The following is an 18,723-nucleotide window of genomic DNA, read 5'->3' as shown; positions in this document are numbered from 1 at the left end:
CGTTGCTACATGGAGCCCGGCCCATCGTGGGCCTCACCGGAGGAGCCGCACCGTGGACAACATCAAGGTGCGCGGAGGCACGCCGCTGCGCGGCACGCTCCGCGTGAGCGGTGCGAAGAACGCCGCGCTGCCCATCCTCTGCTCCGCGCTGCTCGCCGATGGCGAGCACGTCTTCCGCAACGTCCCCGACCTGCGCGACATCGTCACGACGGCGAAGCTGCTCGAGCACATGGGGCTCGAGGTCGACGTGAATCCCCCGGTCGTCACCGTGCGCGCGAAGCCGGTGCTCGAGCCCGACGCGCCGTACGAGCTCGTGAAGCAGATGCGCGCGTCGGTGCTCGTCCTTGGCCCGCTGGTCGCGCGCTACGGCCGTGCGCGCGTGTCGCTGCCGGGCGGATGCGCGATCGGTGCGCGCCCGATCGATCAGCACCTCAAGGGCCTCGAGGCGATGGGCGCCGAGATCGATCTCTCGCACGGCTACGTGAACGTCACGGTGCCGAGCGGACGCCTCAAGGGCGCGGAGATCCACCTCGACATCCCGACCGTCACGGGCACCGAGAACCTCATGTGCGCGGCCGTGCTCGCGAAGGGCCGCACGCGCCTCGCGAACGCGGCGCGCGAGCCCGAGGTCGAAGAGCTCGCGTGCGTGCTCAACAAGATGGGCGCGAGCGTCGAGGGGGCGGGCACCGACGTGATCACGATCGAGGGCAAGGACGAGCTCCACCCGGTCGATCACGCGATCATCGCGGACCGCATCGAGGCGGGCACGTACATGGTCGGGGCCGCCGTCACCGGCGGGAACGTGCTGCTCGAGGGGATCACGTTCGATCACATCGAGGCGCTCTGCGCGAAGATGCGATCGGCGGGCATCGTCGTGGAGCGCGAGGCGGGCGGGATCCGCGTGGTGGGCAGGCCGCCGTTCAAGCCGGTCGACGTCACGACCGAGCCGCACCCCGGGTTCCCGACCGACATGCAGGCGCAGTTCATGTTGCTGATGTGCATGGCGAACGGCTCGAGCGTCATCACCGAGACGATCTTCGAGAACCGCTTCATGCACGTGCCCGAGCTGGTGCGCATGGGCGCGCGGATCGACATCCGTGGGCGCTCGGCGTTCGTGCACGGGCCCTCGAAGCTGCAGGGCGCGCGCGTGATGGCGACCGATCTGCGCGCGAGCGCGTCGCTCGTGCTCGCCGGGCTCGTCGCCGATGGTGAGACCGAGGTGCTGCGCGTCTATCACATCGATCGCGGCTACGAGCGCATCGAAGAGAAGCTGCGCGCGCTCGGCGCCGACATCGAGAGGGTCAAGGGCAGTGCCTGAGAAGCGTCCGACGCTGCGCGCCCTGGGCGGCCGCGGCGTCACCATCGCGGTCCCGAAGGGCCGCATCCTGAAGCCGCTCGCCGATCTGCTCGAGAAGGTCGGCGTGCGTCGCGAGGCGCTGCTCGCCGACGATCGCACGCTGATGCGCGAGGATCGCGAGGCGGGCGTGTCGTTCCTCCTGCTCAAGCCGGACGACGTGCCGACCTACGTCGAGTACGGCGCCGCGGATCTCGGCGTCGTCGGTCGCGACGTGCTGCTCGAGCGCGAGTACGACCTCTACGCGCCCGTCGATCTCGGGATCGGCCGCTGCCGCATGATGGTCGCGGGGCTGCCCGACCGCCCTGCCCCGCCGCGTACGCTGCGCGTCGCGACGAAGTTCCCGAACATCGCGGCCGCGCACTACGCGCGTCGTGGGATCCCGGTCGAGATCATCTTCGTGCAGGGCTCGGTCGAGCTCGCGCCGATCACGGGGCTCGCCGACGTCATCGTCGATCTCGTCGAGAGCGGCGAGACGCTGCGTCAGAACGGGCTCGTGACGTTCGAGACCATCTGCGACGTGTCCTCGGTGGTCGTCGCGAACCGCGCCGCGCTCAAGCTCAAGCGCGACGCGATCGCGCCGATCCTCGCGGCGCTCGAGCCCGCGCGCGCCGCGACGACGGACGCGCGGACCGCGAGCCCCGGCACGCGCCGAGCCTCGCGATCCGCGGGCTGACTCCGTCACTCCTCGCCGTCGGGCTCCGACTCGCTCTCCGCGTCCGCGGCGTCCTCGGACGACTGCGCGCGACGCGGCGAGCGCACGTCCTGCGTCAGCGTGGTGGGGCCGGTGACCGTGATCATCGGGCGCAGGCGGCGGAAGGTCGCGCGACCGATGCCGCGCACGCGCAAGATGTCCTCGACGCGGCGGAACGCTGTGCGCTCGCGGAACGCGACGATCGCCTGTGCCTTCGAGGGCCCGATGCCGGGCAGCCGCTGCAGCTCCTCGACGCTCGCGGTCTGGATGTTCACCACCCCCTCGGCGCTCGCCGTCGCGGGCGCAGCGGCAGGCGCGCGCGAGGCGCTGGTCTGCGCGGTCGCGACCTGACGTCGCTGCGCATCGGCATGCGGCGTCGCCGCGAGCGTGGAGATCGCGAGCGCGGCGATCGTCGCGCGCACGAGGCCCATTCCGAACATCGAACGATTCTGCTTTTCCATGACTCCGACTCTCCTTTTTCTTTTCTCTTCGACTGACACTCTCGACTGCCATGCTCGACGAGCGAGGCAGTCGTGCTCTCGTTCACTGCGCGAGCGCGTCCGCGACCGCGAGATCGTCGTGCGGCACTTCGCCGGCGTCGCGCTCGTTCCACGGGCGCGCTTCGCGGATGTGCATCGTGCCGTTCACCGGCACCGCATCGAGGAACGCGTTGAGGCTCCCGTCGCGGTTGCGGAACGCGGCTCCGATACGAACCCAGAACTTCTTCCCGTCGCGCTCGCGCTCCACGATCGTGTAGACGACGAGCGGCGACCTGCTGCTGGCGCTCTCCATTTCGATTCGACCTCCTCTCGCCGCCATCGCGCGGCGTGCTCGTCTCCTTCGCAACTCGCGATCCGCTCCCGCGGTGTGAGAAAACAAAGGAAAACGCGAGCCGATCTGGCGGGATCGGTGGCGGAGGGATGGCGGCCGTCAGCTGCCCTCGTCTCTTGAGACTGCGAGCGCACCGTGGCACCATCGCGCGCGCCGAGCGCCGGGGGGACCGCGCGGCGATTGCCCCGCACGCTCTCCGGAGGATCATGAAGGTCAGCCTCACCACCGACGCGCCCACCAAGATCAAGGCGGATCTCCTCGCCATCGGCGTGCGCGCCGGTCAACTCGGCAAGGACACCGTCTTCAAGCAGCTCGACAAGGCGACGGACGGTGCGCTCGCGGCGGCGGCGAAGCGCGAAGACTTCACGGGCAAGACGGGCGAGTCGCTCCGAGTCACGGTGAGCGGCCTCGGCGCGCCCGTCGTGCTGGTGCTCGGTCTCGGCGACGGCGAGCGCAAGGAGCGCGACGTTCGCTCGATCGCGGTGAAGGCCGCGCAGGCGGCGAGCCGCTATCACCACGTCGCGCTCGTGCTGCCCGAGGACGTGCCCGACGAGGAGCGCGCTGTGCGCGTCGCGACCGAGGGGCTCATCACCGGCAGCTACAAGTACACGCGCTATCTGACCGGCGATCGCCTCCCCAAGCGCCGCACCGAGACCGCGAAGATCGCGGTCGCGAAGAGCGCAGCCGGCGCGAAGGACGCGCTTCGTCGCGGCACCGCGCTGGGCGAGACGATCAACTTCGTGCGCGACCTCGTGAACGCGCCGCCGAACGATCTCACGCCGACCGCGCTCGCCGAGGCGGCGCGCGCGCAGTCCGAGGCCCACGGCCTGAGCTGCAAGGTCTGGGACAAGAAGGGCATCGAGAAGCTCGGCATGAACCTCTTCCTCGCGGTCAACCGCGGGAGCGCCGAGGAGCCGCGCCTCGTGCACATGGCGTGGAAGCCCGCGGGCGCGAAGAAGGGCGCCAAGAAGATCGTGTTCGTCGGCAAGGGCCTGACGTTCGACTCGGGTGGTCTCTGCATCAAGCCGCCGAAGTCGATGGTCGACATGAAGTGCGACATGGCGGGCGCGGCCGTGACGATCGGCGTGCTCGTCGCGTGCGCGCGGCTCGGTCTGCCGGTCGAGGTGCACGGCTTCATCGGCGCGACGGAGAACATGACGGGCCCCGCGGCGTACCGGCCCGGTGACGTGTTCTCGAGCCTCGACGGCAAGACCGTCGAGATCATCAACACCGACGCCGAGGGCCGCCTCGTGCTCGCCGACGTGCTCACGTACGCGGCGCGCGAGATCGAGCCCGACTACCTGATCGATCACGCGACGCTCACCGGCGCGTGCATGGTCGCGCTCGGTCCGTGGCGCGCGGGTCTCTTCGCGAACGACGACGAGCTCGCGAGCCGCTACCAGAAGGCCGCGGACGCCGAGGGCGAGACGTTCTGGCGGATGCCGCTCGACGAGGAGCTCCGCGAGCTGCTCAAGAGCGACATCGCGGACATGAAGCACGTCGGCGAGCAGTACGGCGGCTCGATCACGGCGGCGCTCTTCCTGCGCGAGTTCATCGGCCAGTCGAAGTGGATGCACCTCGACATCGCGGGCCCGGCGTTCCTCGATCGTCCGCATGGCACCGCGCCCAAGGGCGGCACGGGCTTCGGCGTGACGACCGCGGTGCGCTTCCTCGAGGCGCTCGGCGAGAGTGCGTGAACGTCGTCGGCTCGCGATCGCGGTCGCGCTGATCGGAGGCGCGATCGCGATCGCGCGTCCGGCGCGCGCGCACCTCGGTCACGTGATCCTGCGCGCCGAGCGGTACCTCAAGCTCGACGCGACCGAGGGCGACACGCGGCTCGTGGTCTCGCTGATGCTCGGCGCGGAAGAAGGCGAGCGCGTGCTCGCGGCCGCCGACGCGAACGGCGATCACGAGGTCACGCGCGACGAAGCGGATCGCTACCTCGCGCAGTGGGGCGAGGGGCTGCGCACCGAGGTGCCGGTCGAGCTCGACGGCGCGCCCGTCGAGCTCGCGTGGACCGACGGCTGGCTCGATCCGATCGGGCGCGTGCGCGAGGTGCCGCTGACGGTCGAGATGGTCGCGCACCTGCCGACCGACGCGCGCGAGCACCACGTCGTCTTCGAGGATCGAATGGTCCGGCGCGAGACGTTCGATCGCACCGACGTCGCGTTCCGCGCGCACGACGGCGCGGAGATGATTGCGTGCGGCCCCGAGCGTGATCCCGCGCGCTGCGACGAGGACGAGCTCGGCATCGTGCGCGGCGGCGCGCAGCCGACGACGTTCGGCGCGCGCGTGCGTTATCCGACGCGGAGCGAGTCGCGCATGCCGCTCGTCGCGCTCGCGGTCGGGCTCGTCGCGCTCGTCGCGGGTCTGATCGCGTTCTTCGTGCGCCGACGCCGCTGACCGACGGAACGAAGAAGCCCCGCCCGCTTCACGCGGACGGGGCTCCTCGCGCGTTCACGCGCTCGCGATCAGAGGCGGAACGGATAGTTGATCGTGAACGTCGCGCGCTGGAAGCGCGGGAACGACGCGCCACGCACCGCACGCGCGATGCACGAGCCGACCGGCGTGCCCGCGAACTGACCGCCGACCGTCGCGTTCGTCACGCGACCCGACGTGCCCGCGACCGAGATCGCGACCGTCGCGGTGCCGTGCTGACCGCCGCCGCACGCCGCGACCGCGCTCTGCACGCTGCCCATCGCGCGCACGACGTCGTCACGCGACGGGGTCTGCGGGAGCGACGAGTCACCGCCGCCACCACCACTGCCACCGCCACCGCCGCTACGGCCGCCACCGCCGCTGCCGCCGAGCGCGCCCTGGAGCAGGCTGTCGATGTCGCTGCCGCCGCCACCGCCGCCACCGCTGCGGCTGCCCGACGACGAGCCACCCGACGCCGCGCTGCCGCCCGACGAGCCGCCGCCGCCGCTGCTCGCAGCCGCCGGCTCACTGCCGCCGCCCGACGAGCCCGAGGCGCCGCGCTCACGACGACGACCGCTGCCGCCACCGCTGCGGCCCTCGCTGCTGCCCTCTTCCTCGCGCGCCGTGGCGCCCGAGGTGCCGGTCGCGGGCGCCGCCGGCGCGGTCGTCCCGCCCGTCGTCCCACCCGCTGCCGCCGCGACTTCGGTGCCCGTCGCAGGCGTCGGCGCGGCGGTCCCCGGAACGGCCGTCGTGCCGGGCACCGCCGTCGCGCCCGGCGCGGCCGCCGTCGCACCCGGCGCGAGCGCGCCCGCAGCCGCCGTGTCGGCCGCCGCGATCGTCGCGGGGTCGGGCTGGTTCGACATCACGACGACGATCGCGATCGCCGCCACGAGGATGCAGCCGCCCAGGATCGACATGCCGATCACCAGGCCCTTGCCGCCGCCCTCTTCCTTCTTCTCGGGGATGATCACCGGCGCGCCGAGCGCCGACCCGAGACCCGGCGAAGCCGTACCGATGCTGAGGAGATCATCGACGCGCGCCGGCGACGCCGCGGGCGCGATCCCGCCCGTCGCCGCACCGCCGCCCGCGACACCGGTCGCGCTCGCGAGCGCGCGGATGTCGATCAGGCCCGAGCCCTCGCCCGCCGCCATCCCCGGCCGCGCCGCGGCCGCCGACGACGAGGACGACTTCGCCGCGCTCGACGACGAGCTGGTCGACGCCCCGGGGCTCGAGCCGCCGGTCGCGAGCGCCTGCAGGTTCGAGAGCGAGAACAGCACCGAGTTCTCGTTGCGCGCGCCGGTCATCGCCTGGTTCGCGCTCACCCGCGGGCTCGGCGCCGACGCGACCACGTCGTCGTCGTCACCACCGCCACCGAACGGGCTTCCACCGCCGAACGGGCTCGCCGACTCGCTCTGCGCGAAGAGATCCGCGCCTGCATCCGAGCCCGACGACGCCGCCGGCGCCGGCTTGCTCGCGGGCGCCGCGGCGGCCTCGGCGAACGGATCGTCACTCGCCGCCGCCTCACCGCCACCCGCGGCGCCGCCGCCCGGGTTCATGATCGCCTGGACGAGCTCCTCGATGTCCTGCGCCGGCTTCCAGTCGTCGTAGCCCTCGCGCCACACGTACGCGTCCCACGCGATCGTGTTCGCCGAGATCATCTGGCCGAGCTGCGCGGGCGAGAACGGGCCCTGCTGCTCGCCCTCGACGACCACGTGCCACACGGCCTCGCCGCCGTAGTCGAAGTTGCCGGCGGGCGCCGCTCCACCCGCGGCCGCGCTCTCCTGCGACGACGACTGATCACCGCGCACGACGATCGCCGCGCCGCACTTCTTGCACCGGATCTTGAAGACCCGGCCTGCCACCTTCTCGTCGGCAATCGAGTACTTGGCGCCACAGCTGTCGCAGACGATTTTCATCTCGGTGATCCCCTCGATCGGTCGAATGGCCTGGTCCCCCGAGCGACAAAACAGCTCGGAACGATAGCGGAGCGGCCCGAAAGCGCGTGCGAGGATACCCGTCTCGCGACGCGCCGATCAAGCTCGGCTCACATCTCGTTCGGCCTGATAGAACCGACGACGCGCACACCCTTGGGTGTAGCGATCGCGCCTCAGCGCGATGTCAGCTCAGGGTCGTCCCGTCCTTGCCGCAGAAGCGGGTCGAGGCCGGATATCGAGTGCCGCAGACCGGGCAGATCTTCTCGCTCGCGGCGGTGCTCGCGGCCTTGCCCGCGGCGAAGTCCGCGTAGGCGACGAGCGGCGTCCCGTCGACCGAGCACGTCGTCGCGTCGGGCGGATATCCGCGGCGACACGTCGGGCAGATCTTCGGCTCTCCGCTCGCGACCGGCGGAGGCGGCGGGACCGGCGCCGGCACGGGCGCGACGGGCGCCTCGTGCACCTCGCTCGCGACGATCGGTCGCTCCTTCTTCTTCCTGCGGCGCCGCCCGACCACGACCAGCCCGATGCTCGCCACGACGACCATGACGAGCCCGAGCACGGCGCCCGCGACGAGCCACGCCGGCGTCCCGCGCGCAGCGCCTTCGCTCCGCGCCGCAACGCGCGCGGCTTCTTCCGACGTGCTCTCCGCATCGCCGAGCGTCACGGCGCCGCCGCCCTCGGCTCGACGCGCGATGAGGTCCGAGAGATCCGGCGTGCGCACCTGCACGCGCACCTGGGCCTCCATCGCTCCGTCGCGCGCGACGATCGTGAACTCGCCTTCGCCCTCCGCCGCGCTCGCTGCCGCCTCGAAGCACGTCCCGCGCAGCTGGCCCGTCGCGCCCGGCGGCGTACGGAGCTCAAGCCGCGGCGATCGCCCGCGGATCGCGCACCCGTTCGCATCGACGACACGCGCGCTCAGGCACACGCGTCCGCCCGGCTCGAGCGTCGACTGCGCCGGGCGCAGCGAGATCCGCGCCGGTGCGCCCGGCGTGCACGCGGGCTCGCGCTCCGGCTCGGGCGTCGGAGTCGGCATCGGCTCGGGCTCCGGTGTCGGGCTCGCGCCGCCGACGCGCTCGAACGTCTGCGTCGACGTGATCGTCGCGCGGCACGACGACTCGTTGAGCTGCCAGTCGTAGCGGCTCACGTCGCGGAACTCGATGCGCTCGGTGCCCTCCGCGCGAAGCGTGTACTGCCCGGTCTCGGCGCGCGGATCGTCGTCGGGCGTGCGGCACACGATCCGCCACGTGCCCGCCTGGAAGCTCGACGACACGCGCCGCACCGACGCGTTCTCGCTCCAGCATCCGCGCGTGCTGCGCGCGGGACGCCCCTGGAACGTCAGATCGTCGCCCGACTGCGTGACGTGGACCGTCGATCCGCCCGGCACGGTCGTCGACTCCGGACGCGGCCCGCAGTCGCCGCCCCAGCTCTCGACCTGCACGTCGATGCGCATCGGCCCGGCGCGCCAATCGCCCTCGTAGGGCCCGTCCGCACGCGCGCTCGATGCCGCGCTCGCGATCACGACGGCCGCGACCAGCGCGACCCAACCCCGACGCTCACCGACGCTCACCGGGGCGCAACATACCAACGTTCGACCGACGGAACACGAAACCGCGCGCAGCTTCCGCCGCGCGCGGTCTCGTTCACGCGAGCTCGATCCGATGGCTCAGCCGCGCGCCTTCTTGATCTCGCCCGTCAGCTCCGGGATGACCTGGAAGAGATCGCCGACGAGGAAGTAGTCCGCGACCTGCGCGATCGGCGCTTCCTTGTCCTTGTTGATCGCGACGATCACCTTCGAGCCCTTCATGCCCGCGAGGTGCTGGATCGCGCCGCTGATGCCGACCGCGAAGTAGAGCTTCGGCGCGACGACCTTGCCGGTCTGACCGACCTGCAGATCGTTCGGCACGTAGCCCGCGTCCGCCGCCGCGCGCGACGCGCCCATCGCCGCTCCGAGCGTGTCGACGAGCGGCTCGAGCACCGTCTTGAAGTTCTCCGCGCTCTTCAGCGCGCGACCGCCCGACACGACGATCTCCGCCTCAGTGAGCTCGGGGCGCTCGCTCTTCTGCGACTCGAGCGACACGAACTCCACGCGCGACGCCGCGTCGTCCTCGGCGATCGAGACCGACTCGGTGTCGCTCGATCCACCGCTCTCCGCCGCCGCCTCGAACTCGGTCTGACGCACGGTGACCACCTGGATCGGCGTCTCGACCGTGCAGTAGCCGAACACGTTGCCGGCGTACATCGGGCGGCGATAGACGATCTTCCCGCCGTCGACCGCGACGCTCGCGATGTCGCTCGCGACGCCCGCCTCGAGGCGCGCCGCGACGCGCGGAAGCAGGTCCTTGCCGTACGTCGTCGCCGTCGCCGACACGACGCCGTAGTCACCGCTCTTCGCCACCTCGGCGACCGTCGGCGCGTACTTCTCCGCGACGTACCCGCCCTCGATCTCCGCAGTGAAGATCTTGCGCGCGCCGTAGCCCGAGAGCTGCGACGCCGCGTTGTCCGCGCCCTCGCCGATCGCGAGGATGTCGAACGAGCCGCCCGTTCCCTCGGCGACCTGCTTGGCGAAGTTGACCGCGCTCAGCGTGCTGCGGCGCATCCCACCTTCGAGGAGCTCCGCGACAACCAGGACATCCGTCATGTTCCCGTCTCCTTACTTTCTCGCGCTGGGTTCAGGAACAGCGGCTCAGAGGACCTTCGCCTCGGTGCGGAGCTTCGTGACGAGCTCCTGCACCGACTCGACGTACTTGACCTGGCCCGAGCGCGCGGGCGGCAGCTCGAACTTCGAGTACTTCACGACGGGCGCGCTCGTGACGCCGAGATCCGCGAGCGACTTGACGTCGATCGGCTTCTTCTTGGCGGCCATGATGCCCTTGAGCGACGCGTAGCGCGCGCCCTCGTTGTACTTGTGGCTGTCCGGCGTCTTGCTGTTCTTCACCGCGGCGGGCGACACGATGCGCAGGTCGACCGTCACGACGGCAGGCAGCGTCACCTTCACGGTGAGCACGCCGGTGTCGACCTCGCGGCCCACCTTGATCGCCTTGCCGCTCGCGTCGACCTCGAGGGCCATCGCGAACGTCGCCATCGGCCAGCCGAGCAGCTCCGCGAGCATCTGGCCCGCGGTGTTCGAGTCGCCGTCGACCGCCTGCTTGCCCATCAGCACGAGGTCGGGCTTCTCCGCGTCGACGAGCGCCTTGAGCGCCTTCGCGACCACGCTCGAGTCGAGCTGATCGTCGGTCGCCTTGATCTGCACGCCGCGGTCCGCGCCCATCGCGAGCGGCTGACGCAGCGTCGTCTGCACGTCGTCCGGACCGAGGCTCACCACGACGACCTCGCCGAGCTTCTCGCCGCTCGCGCCGTTCTCGTTGATGCGCAGCGCGGCCTCGACGGCGTACTCGTCGAACGGGTTCAGCTTCCACTCGAGCCCGTCCGACGTCACGCGCTGACCGTCGGGCGAGACCTTCACCTTGTTCGCGTTGTCGGGATCCGCGACGCGCTTGACGGGAACGAGGATTTTCACGTGAGCCCTCCTACGGGACGAATCGAGGAAGAAGCAGGTGACTCTGCACCTCGTGAGGTGCGTCACCAACGAAAACCAGCGGCGATGTAGAAGCCACGACGCAGTGTGTCAAGCACGGTCTGCGTTGCGACGAACACCCTCCAGAAACACGCTCGCAACCTGCGAAGCAGCGCGATGGAGCTGGCCCGATTCGCCCCCTCCACCGAGCGCCCAAGTCACCGCGACACCATCGAGCGCGCCCCACAACGCACGCGCCAGGATGCGGGGATTCAGATCCGGACGAACGACCCCTTCGCGCTGTCCCTGCGCGACGAGCCCCGCGATCACCTCGAGGTACTCGGTGAAGAGCGGCGTCGCGTACTGCTTCAGCAATCGCGACGACTGACGAAGGTTCACCGTGACGACCTCCGCGAGGTCGCGCTGTCCTTCGAGCAGACCGAGCTGGAGCTCGATCACGCGACGGAACTTCTCGTCGAAGGTGCCGCCCTGCTCGAGCTCGCTGCGCAGCACCTTGATGAGCTTCGAGATGCGGTCCTCGAAGATCGAGACGAGGACGTCGTCCTTGTTCTTGAAATAGAGATAGATGGTGCCGTCGGCGACGCCCGCGGCCTTCGCGATCTCGCTGACGCGCGTGGCGTAGAAGCCCTTGCGCGCGAACACGCGGATGGCGGCGCGCAGGATGCGCTCGCGCTTGTCGGGGCCGCCGCGGTCGGACGCGCGCTTGGCCTTCGACTTCGTGGGGCGCGCGGGCGCGGCGTCCTCCTCGCCCTCGTCGCCTGCGCTGAATGGCCGTTCATTCGGCACGCGCGGGCGTATGCCACGCGCGTGGCGGAGGGTCAACGCCCGCGCTGCTCCTCGGCCGCAGCCGGACGCGCGATGACGTAACGAGGCGTGCCGTCGACCAGCGCGCGCGCGGTGCGCGCGGACGCGTCCGCGTCGATGGCGTGATCGTCGTCGCCTCGCGCGAGATGGCGCGCGCTCGCCCGCGCGGTCGCGGCGTCTCGAGCGCGCGACTCGCGCGTCGTTCGGATCGCGCCCTGGACTGCCTCGTCGATCCGTGATCGTGCAGCCTCTCGCGCGCGCTCGATGCGCGCCGGCAACGTCGTGATCGTCTCTTCGTCGCCGCGCACCGCGATCGCGATCCACGCACCTTCCGCACCGGCACCGGATCGCGCCCACGCGACGCGCAGCGCGGGCCCGTCGAGCGCCGCGATCCACGCATCGAGCGCCGCGCGCGCGCCCACGTCGTCGCTCGCACGCGGAGTGGGATCACGCAGCGCGATCGTCACCTCGACGCGCTCGTCGAGCGAGCGCACCGCGACGATCTCCTCTCCCCCGACGCTCGCGACCGCGTCGCTCGGGCGCGTGCTCTCGGGCGCAGGCAGCGACACGAGCCCGAGCAACGCCGCACGCGCGATCGGCCCTGCGTCGACGTCACCGACGATCGCGAGAGACACCGCGCCACGCGTCGCGAGCCTCGCCCATGCGCGCTCGACCGAACGCGGGTCGATCGCGGCGAGCGACGCGAGCGTGCCCGAAGGCGCGATCATCCCAGGCGCGCCCGGCACCAGCACCGATGCGGCGCGCGCCAGCCGCTCGCTGTCGCCGTCGAGCGAGGCGATCGCGCGCGCGCGCGCGTCCTCGAGCGACGCCGGGCTCCACCCCATCCTGCGCACGCAGCGCGTCACGTGCTCGATCGCGTCGAGCGCACGCGCCGGAGCGACCTCCACGCTCGCGCCGAACGAGCTCGCATCGACCCACGCACCCGCTTCGTGCGCGTCGATGCAGCGCGCGAGCAGGCGCGCGAGGAGCGCGCTCCGCCCTTGCACGCGAGCGGGCTCGTCGCGCACGCCGCCCGCGATCGACACCGCGATCGCGACGCGTCCGATCGGCGCTGCGCGCACCGCGACACGGGTGCCGTGCGCATCGCGGATCGAAACGCCGTGCGCGCTCGTCTCCTCGCGCAATCCTTCGCCGCGCGACGCGGCGTCGCTCGCGCGTGCGAGCGCGTCGATCCGCGCGGTCGCTTCCTCGCGCGCTCGCGCATCGGGATCGTCGGCGTCAGCGTCGCCGCGCCCGCCCGCGATCACCGCACCGACGCCGAGCCCACCCTCGACGCGCTCGCTCGTGCGCGCGACCCACCGCGCGCCGACTCGCCGCGCAAGCGAGCGCGGATCGTCCTCGGCGAGCGCGTCCGGGCGCTCTCCTCCGAGCGCGCGTGCGTACGTCGCGGCCGCGATCACCTCGTCCGCGTCGCGGCCGCGCACGAGCACGATCTCACCGCCACGCAGCGGGAACACGCTCGCGCTCCCGCCTTCGAGCTCGGCGGTCGCACGCCGCGCGATTGCGAGCGCGTGCGGCACGTCGCGCACTGCGATCGCGACGCTGGTCGCGCTCTGGTCGTCGACCTCGACGCGCGCGCCGACGCTCGGCTCGAACGCGCGCACCGTGCGGCTCGTCATCGCGCCGGGGGCGCGCCCGAGCGCGTCCGCGATCGCCGCGCGCACCCGCGCTTCGTCCGCGTCTCCGATCACCACGAACAGCGCGCGCGCCGGCCCGTAGTGGGTCGCGACGAAGCGCTCGATCTCGGCGCGCGTGATCGACGCATCCTCACTCGCGTCGCCGAGCGGGTCCATCCCGGGCGCATCGCCGGTGAGCGCGGCGATCGCGAGCCGATCGGCCGCCCGCTCGACGTCCGCGCGCGAGCCACGCCGCGCCGCGCGCAGCCGCTCCAACGCGGCATCGAGCGCGTGCTCGTCGATCGTCCTCGTCGCGAGCACGCCCGCGAGCGCCTCGACGCACACCTCGATCTGCGCGCTCTCGCACCCGACGTGCAGCTCGGTCCCGTCCGGGATCACGCGCGCCTCGATCTCGCGCCCGTCTGCGATGGCCCAGGCCGCGACCGTCGCGATCGCCGCCGGCTGCGCATCGCGCGATCCCGCGTCGATCCAGAGCGACACCCACGTGCGCCCATCGCTCGGCCGCGCGATCACCGAGAGCGACGCATCGCCGATCGACGCGACGTGCTCGTCCCCCGACGAGCTCACGGCGCGTGGCACCACCGCCCGCGGCGCGCCTCCACACGCGACGAGCACCACGCTCGCCACGATCACAGCGAGCGCGCGCATCACGACGGCGGCTCCTCCCCGCGCGCCAACCGCACCAGGTTGTCCGCATGCCGCAGCCACACGACGACCGCGACCGCGATCGTCATCGTCCCGACCGTCGATCGCGCGCCCTCGAGCGCGACGACGATCGCCGCACCGATCACCGCGCCGACGAGCGATCCCACGCTCGCCCGCCGCGTGACTCGTTTGAGCACCAAGTATCCGACGACCGCCGCCACGCCCGCGATCGGCTGCGCGACCAGCATCACCCCGGCTGCCGTCGCCGCGCCCTTCCCGCCGCGGAAGCGGTGCCACACGGGCAAACAATGCCCGACCACCGCTGCGACGCCGCAGACCGCGGTCCACACGTCGTCTCGACCGAGCACGAGCACCGCCGCCCCGTACGGCAGCGCGCCCTTCAGCGCGTCGAGCAGGAGGACGGCGCGTCCTTCCTTCTTCCCGATCACCCGGCCGACGTTCGTCGCACCGGGATTCCCACTTCCCTCACCGTAGAGGTCGATGCCCTTGCGTCGTGCGATCAGCAGCGCGAACGAGATCGACCCCACCAGATAGGCGACGATCGCGAGCGCAGGACCGATCCAGGACGGCGGCACGGCCGCGGAGCATACGGCTCGTGCCTCGCGGCGGCATCACGCCGCGTGATCGACGATCGGCTGCAGCATGCGCTGGAGGCGGCAGCGGATCTTGTGCTTCTTCGAGTAGACCGTCTTCACCGAGATGTGCATCTCCTCGGCGACCTCCTCGGGGGTCAGGCCATCCATGTAGTAGAGGCGCACGAAGGTGCGATCCTTCGCCGAGAAGGTCTGCAGCGTCGCGTCGATGCGGCCCCAGCGCTCCTTGTCGAGCAGCTGCGTGTACGGGTCGGCCTCGATCTCACCGACGTTCTCCGCGTCCGAGAGCTCCGTGCACTGCGGCTGGCGCGCGACGGTGCGCAGGTAGTCCCACGCTGCGTTGGTCGCGAGCATGCCGACCCACGAGCTCAGCTTGTTGCCGCGCTCCGCGTCGAACGTGCGGAGCTTGTGCATGTCGCGGCGCGTCAGGCCGAGGAGGAACTGCGCGTAGATCTCGCGCACGTCTTCGCTCGAGAGCGAGCCCGGGAAGCGGCTCGTGACTTTGTGGATGCAGCGATAGACCAAGCGATCGAAGCGGCGGTGGAACTCGCGCCACGCGAGCGACTCCTTCAGCAGCATCCGCGCGAGCAGGGTGTCGTCGCTCCACGTCTCCGCCTGCTTCGCCGCCGTCTCGAACCGATTCGTCGTCATGTCCCGTCCTTCGTGATCCGCAGAGAAAGCCCGAGGCTGCCGGCCCCGTCCGGGTCGCAGCTCGTCGTCCCCGTCGAGCCGCGGCCGCCCCTTGAGCAGCCGGCGTGCCACTCGCGCCACCGACCGCTAGATCACGAAATCACAGAGAAAATCGGAACGAAGGAAGAACTCGGAGCCGCCGATCGTAACGTTCGGCTCCCTGCGTTACGGCCGAGCACCGCAACAGCCTGTTACGCTGTTACGCTCCCGTTCCGCTGCTCGCGGCCCCATGCTCAGGCCCCAAGGAACTCTCCCGTTCGCGCGTTGTCCCGCGTGACGGAGGCCTCGCCGGAATGATCACGCGCGCGCTGCTCGCCCTGTCCTCGTTCGCTCTGCTCGCCGCGTGCGGCGGAGCCCGCACGACCGCCGCGACGGGCCCTGCGGTGCAGCTCGAGGAGACGCGCATCGTCGCGCGCCGCACGAGCGGCGGCGAGCTCGAGCTCGACTCGTACGACGCGAGCCAGCTCTTCCAGCGCGCGTACGAGCTCGGCCAGCGTGGCGAGTGCGCGCAGGCGGTCGAGCTCTACGATCGCGTGGTCGCCGAGTTCCCGAGCAGCCGCTTCCTCTCTCCTGCGCTCTACAACGCCGGGCTGTGCCTCCAGAACAGCGGCGAGCTCGCGGGCGCGGTCGAGCGCTGGTCGATGCTGCTCGATCGCGCGCCCGACGCGCCCGACGCGAAGCACGCGCGCTTCTTGATGACCGCCGCGCTGGTCGAGCTCGAGCGTTGGGAGCCGGCGCTCGACTCCGCCGAGCTGCTCCTCGATCGCGACGATCTGCGCAGCGACGAGCGGCTCGAGGCGATGGCGCGTCGAGCCGAGGCGCTCTTCGGCCTCCGTCGTGTCGAAGACGCGGAGCGCGCGGCACGAGACGCCCTCGCCTACTACCGCACGCGCCAGGGCGAGGAGATCATCGCCGACGAGTACTTCGCGGCCGCCGCGAACTTCGTGCTCGCCGAGACGATCCGCGCTCGCTCGGAAGCGCTCGTGCTCCCCGACTCCGACGTGGTGACGCAGCGCGAGACGCTCGATCGGCGCGCGCAGCTCCTCCTCGACGCGCAGCGCGCGTACTTCGACACGATGCGCCACACCGACGCGCGCTGGGCAGCCGCGGCGGGCTACCGCATCGGCGCGATGTACGAGCAGCTCTATCGCGCGATCACCGAAGCGCCCGTTCCGCCCCCGCCGCCGGATCGTCCCCTCACCGGAGACGCGCTCGAGATCTACCGGCGCGAGTACCGCGGTCAGCTCGCGGATCGCGTCCGACCGCTCGTGCGTCACGCGATCCGCTACTGGGAGCTGACCCTGCTGATGGTCGAGCGCACCGGCGTTCGCTCGGACTGGGTCGAGCGCACGCGCACCGACCTCGACCGTGCCCGACAGCTCCTGCTCGGAGGACCGGTCTCCGACACGCCCCTGGAGCCCGAGCCGGCGCGGGCTCTCGGATCGCCCGCCGACGCTCCCGATCGCCCCCCGACCAGCACTGCGGCAGCCCCGTCGAGCGCACCTGTTCACCAATGATCCCCACGATCTGGGGCTCTCGACGACGGCATCCGAGCAAGCGTCGTACCCGGGTGCATCGATCTCGCTTGACAGCTTTGCGAGGGCACCGTACATAACGCGCCCTCGCGTTCCCCGCGCGGGTGGAGTGGTCCGTTCTCCGCAGTCCGTGTCGGCCCGCTCTGCTTCTCCGGGGCGCCAGGAAGGTGTGCTGGCGTAGCTCAATCGGTAGAGCACCTGTTTTGTAAACAGGGGGTCGTGGGTTCGAGTCCCACCGTCAGCTCGAGCCCGATTCCCTCGCTCCGATTGACACGCTGGCTCGACGGGCTCGTTTTCTCACTCTCTTTCCGCGAACGAACGGTCTTCTCGCGAACGACCTGCTACTGACCGGCCCCGCTGAACCAGCCCTGCACGCCAGCCACCGAACGACGCAGCTCAGTAGACGACGAAATCGCTAGACATCCCGGAGGGTTGCCCGAGTGGCCAAAGGGAGCAGACTGTAAATCTGCCGGCGCCAGCCTTCGGTGGTTCGAATCCACCACCCTCCAATCCGCTTCTCCATATCCCCGCTCGTTCGCTACGCGGGAGTAGCTCAGTTGGTAGAGCGTCAGCCTTCCAAGCTGAACGTCGCCGGTTCGAATCCGGTCTCCCGCTCTGTTCGACGTTCGCGGACTCACCTCCCGCGAAAACTTCTCTGAAAATCTCGTTCTTCGCAGATTCCCAGAACCGTACGCCCAGGTAGCTCAGAGGTAGAGCACCTCCTTGGTAAGGAGGAGGTCGTGAGTTCGATTCTCATCCTGGGCTCGAGACCGCACACGCTGAATAAGAGAAAATAGGAGCACGGCGCGATGGCGAAGGAAAAGTTCGTCCGGACCAAGCCGCACGTCAACGTCGGCACGATCGGTCACATCGATCACGGCAAGACCACGACGACCGCGGCGATCACGAAGGTCGCGGCGAAGAAGTTCGGCGGCAAGGAGATCTCGTACTCCGACATCGCCAAGGGCGGCACCGTCCGCGACGACTCGAAGATCGTCACGATCGCGGTCTCGCACGTCGAGTACGAGTCGGAGAAGCGCCACTACGCGCACGTCGACTGCCCCGGCCACGCCGACTACATCAAGAACATGATCACCGGCGCCGCCCAGATGGACGGCGCGATCCTGGTGGTCAGCGCCCTCGACGGCCCGATGCCGCAGACGAAGGAGCACGTGCTCCTCGCGGGTCAGGTCGGCGTGCCGAAGATCGTCGTCTGGCTCAACAAGGTCGACGCGGTCGAGGATCCGGACCTGCTCGAGCTCGTCGAGATGGAGGTCCGCGACCTCCTCAACAAGTACAAGTTCGACGGCGACAACGCGCCGGTCGTCCGCGGCTCGGCCCTCAAGGCCATGCAGGGCGATCCCGAGGGCGAGCAGACCGTCATCAACCTGCTCAACGCGCTCGACGCGTGGATCCCCGAGCCGGTTCGCGACACCGACAAGCCGTTCCTGATGGCCATCGAGGACGTGTTCTCGATCAAGGGCCGCGGCACGGTCGTGACGGGCCGCATCGAGCGCGGCGTGATCAAGGTCGGCGAGGAAGTCGAGATCCTCGGCTTCCGCGACACGCGCAAGACCACGGTCACCGGCGTCGAGATGTTCCGCAAGCTGCTCGACCAGGGCCAGGCTGGCGACAACGTCGGCTGCCTCCTGCGCGGCATCGAGAAGGACGACGTCGAGCGCGGCCAGGTGCTCGCGAAGCCCGGCTCGGTGAAGACGCACAAGAAGTTCAACGCCGAGGTCTACGTCCTCAAGAAGGAGGAGGGCGGCCGTCACAAGCCGTTCTTCACCAACTACCGCCCGCAGTTCTACATGCGGACGACGGACGTGACCGGCACGATCCACCTCGCCGAGGACGTGAAGATGGTCATGCCGGGCGACAACGTCTCGATGACCGTCGAGCTCATCACGTCGGTCGCGCTCGAGGAGCAGCAGCGCTTCGCGATCCGCGAGGGCGGCCGCACCGTCGGCGCCGGCGTCATCACGAAGATCATCGAGTGATCGGAGCTCGC

At 70.8% G+C, this 18,723-nt stretch carries 16 protein-coding genes and 4 tRNA genes; 10 read left to right on the top strand and 10 right to left on the bottom strand.

Annotation, left to right across the window (positions count from 1 at the left end):
- Positions 1-52 precede the first annotated feature (52 nt).
- On the top strand, positions 53-1,318 hold the full coding sequence (gene murA, locus DB32_RS13280) for a UDP-N-acetylglucosamine 1-carboxyvinyltransferase (RefSeq protein ID WP_053232822.1): 1,266 nt from the start codon (positions 53-55) through the stop codon (positions 1,316-1,318).
- 22 nt (positions 1,319-1,340) lie between these two features.
- Positions 1,341-2,030 carry an ATP phosphoribosyltransferase gene (gene hisG / locus DB32_RS13275; RefSeq protein WP_053238793.1) on the top strand — a complete coding sequence of 230 codons (690 nt, stop codon included), beginning with the start codon at positions 1,341-1,343 and terminating at the stop codon, positions 2,028-2,030.
- Between the two features lie 5 nt (positions 2,031-2,035).
- On the opposite strand, the gene DB32_RS13270 is transcribed toward hisG, so the two are convergent.
- Both DB32_RS13270 and DB32_RS13265 read right to left on the bottom strand, forming a co-directional pair.
- Positions 2,036-2,548, bottom strand: a complete 513-nt coding sequence (locus DB32_RS13270) for a ComEA family DNA-binding protein (protein WP_240481195.1) — start codon at positions 2,546-2,548, stop codon at positions 2,036-2,038.
- Between the two features lie 43 nt (positions 2,549-2,591).
- On the bottom strand, positions 2,592-2,840 hold the full coding sequence (locus DB32_RS13265) for a hypothetical protein (RefSeq protein WP_053232818.1): 249 nt from the start codon (positions 2,838-2,840) through the stop codon (positions 2,592-2,594).
- 245 nt (positions 2,841-3,085) lie between these two features.
- Here DB32_RS13265 and DB32_RS13260 point away from each other — a divergent pair, with 245 nt between their 5' ends.
- Entirely contained in the window at positions 3,086-4,576 is a 1,491-nt protein-coding gene (locus DB32_RS13260) for a leucyl aminopeptidase (protein WP_053232815.1), read from the top strand.
- Positions 4,569-5,282, top strand: a complete 714-nt coding sequence (locus tag DB32_RS13255; protein ID WP_053232813.1) for a hypothetical protein — start codon at positions 4,569-4,571, stop codon at positions 5,280-5,282. Before DB32_RS13260 ends, DB32_RS13255 begins: the two co-directional genes overlap by 8 nt.
- A 68-nt stretch (positions 5,283-5,350) precedes the next feature.
- Here the strand turns inward: DB32_RS13255 and DB32_RS49945 are convergent, their stop codons facing one another.
- The 8 genes from DB32_RS49945 to DB32_RS13215 all read right to left on the bottom strand — a co-directional run bounded on the left by DB32_RS49945 (position 5,351) and on the right by DB32_RS13215 (position 15,138).
- Positions 5,351-7,213: a GYF domain-containing protein gene (locus tag DB32_RS49945; RefSeq protein WP_053232811.1), complete on the bottom strand. Its 1,863-nt coding sequence runs from the start codon at positions 7,211-7,213 to the stop codon at positions 5,351-5,353.
- A gap of 202 nt (positions 7,214-7,415) precedes the next feature.
- Positions 7,416-8,798 carry a zinc ribbon domain-containing protein gene (locus tag DB32_RS13245; RefSeq protein ID WP_053232809.1) on the bottom strand — a complete coding sequence of 461 codons (1,383 nt, stop codon included), beginning with the start codon at positions 8,796-8,798 and terminating at the stop codon, positions 7,416-7,418.
- 96 nt (positions 8,799-8,894) lie between these two features.
- Positions 8,895-9,869, bottom strand: a complete 975-nt coding sequence (locus tag DB32_RS13240) for an electron transfer flavoprotein subunit alpha/FixB family protein (RefSeq protein ID WP_053232806.1) — start codon at positions 9,867-9,869, stop codon at positions 8,895-8,897.
- Between the two features lie 45 nt (positions 9,870-9,914).
- Entirely contained in the window at positions 9,915-10,748 is an 834-nt protein-coding gene (locus DB32_RS13235) for an electron transfer flavoprotein subunit beta/FixA family protein (RefSeq protein WP_053232804.1), read from the bottom strand.
- Positions 10,749-10,856: 108 nt separating this feature from the next.
- On the bottom strand, positions 10,857-11,552 hold the full coding sequence (locus tag DB32_RS48170) for a TetR/AcrR family transcriptional regulator (protein ID WP_053232802.1): 696 nt from the start codon (positions 11,550-11,552) through the stop codon (positions 10,857-10,859).
- Between the two features lie 32 nt (positions 11,553-11,584).
- Positions 11,585-13,384 (bottom strand): insulinase family protein, encoded by a 1,800-nt coding sequence (locus DB32_RS46675; protein WP_240481350.1) that lies wholly within the window; start codon positions 13,382-13,384, stop codon positions 11,585-11,587.
- 491 nt (positions 13,385-13,875) lie between these two features.
- Entirely contained in the window at positions 13,876-14,469 is a 594-nt protein-coding gene (plsY, locus tag DB32_RS49490; RefSeq protein WP_053232798.1) for a glycerol-3-phosphate 1-O-acyltransferase PlsY, read from the bottom strand.
- Between the two features lie 36 nt (positions 14,470-14,505).
- Complete coding sequence (locus DB32_RS13215; protein ID WP_053232796.1) at positions 14,506-15,138, bottom strand: RNA polymerase sigma factor; 633 nt, start codon at positions 15,136-15,138, stop codon at positions 14,506-14,508.
- A 332-nt stretch (positions 15,139-15,470) separates the two neighbouring features.
- Here DB32_RS13215 and DB32_RS13210 point away from each other — a divergent pair, with 332 nt between their 5' ends.
- From DB32_RS13210 to tuf, 6 genes are all read left to right on the top strand, one after another.
- Entirely contained in the window at positions 15,471-16,694 is a 1,224-nt protein-coding gene (locus DB32_RS13210; RefSeq protein ID WP_053232794.1) for a tol-pal system YbgF family protein, read from the top strand.
- Between the two features lie 189 nt (positions 16,695-16,883).
- A tRNA-Thr gene (locus DB32_RS13205) sits at positions 16,884-16,956 on the top strand.
- A gap of 182 nt (positions 16,957-17,138) precedes the next feature.
- Positions 17,139-17,221: transfer RNA gene (locus tag DB32_RS13200), tRNA-Tyr, on the top strand.
- 33 nt (positions 17,222-17,254) lie between these two features.
- Positions 17,255-17,327 (top strand) — tRNA-Gly (locus DB32_RS13195).
- 78 nt (positions 17,328-17,405) lie between these two features.
- Positions 17,406-17,477 (top strand) — tRNA-Thr (locus tag DB32_RS13190).
- Between the two features lie 44 nt (positions 17,478-17,521).
- Positions 17,522-18,712 carry an elongation factor Tu gene (gene tuf, locus DB32_RS13185; RefSeq protein WP_053232793.1) on the top strand — a complete coding sequence of 397 codons (1,191 nt, stop codon included), beginning with the start codon at positions 17,522-17,524 and terminating at the stop codon, positions 18,710-18,712.
- Positions 18,713-18,723 lie beyond the last annotated feature (11 nt).

Source organism: Sandaracinus amylolyticus (assembly GCF_000737325.1).
GTDB classification, from domain to species: Bacteria; Myxococcota_A; Polyangia; order Polyangiales; family Sandaracinaceae; genus Sandaracinus; species Sandaracinus amylolyticus.
The sequence above is the reverse complement of the archived record's forward strand: the minus strand, read 5'-3'. Positions and strand labels throughout refer to the sequence as shown.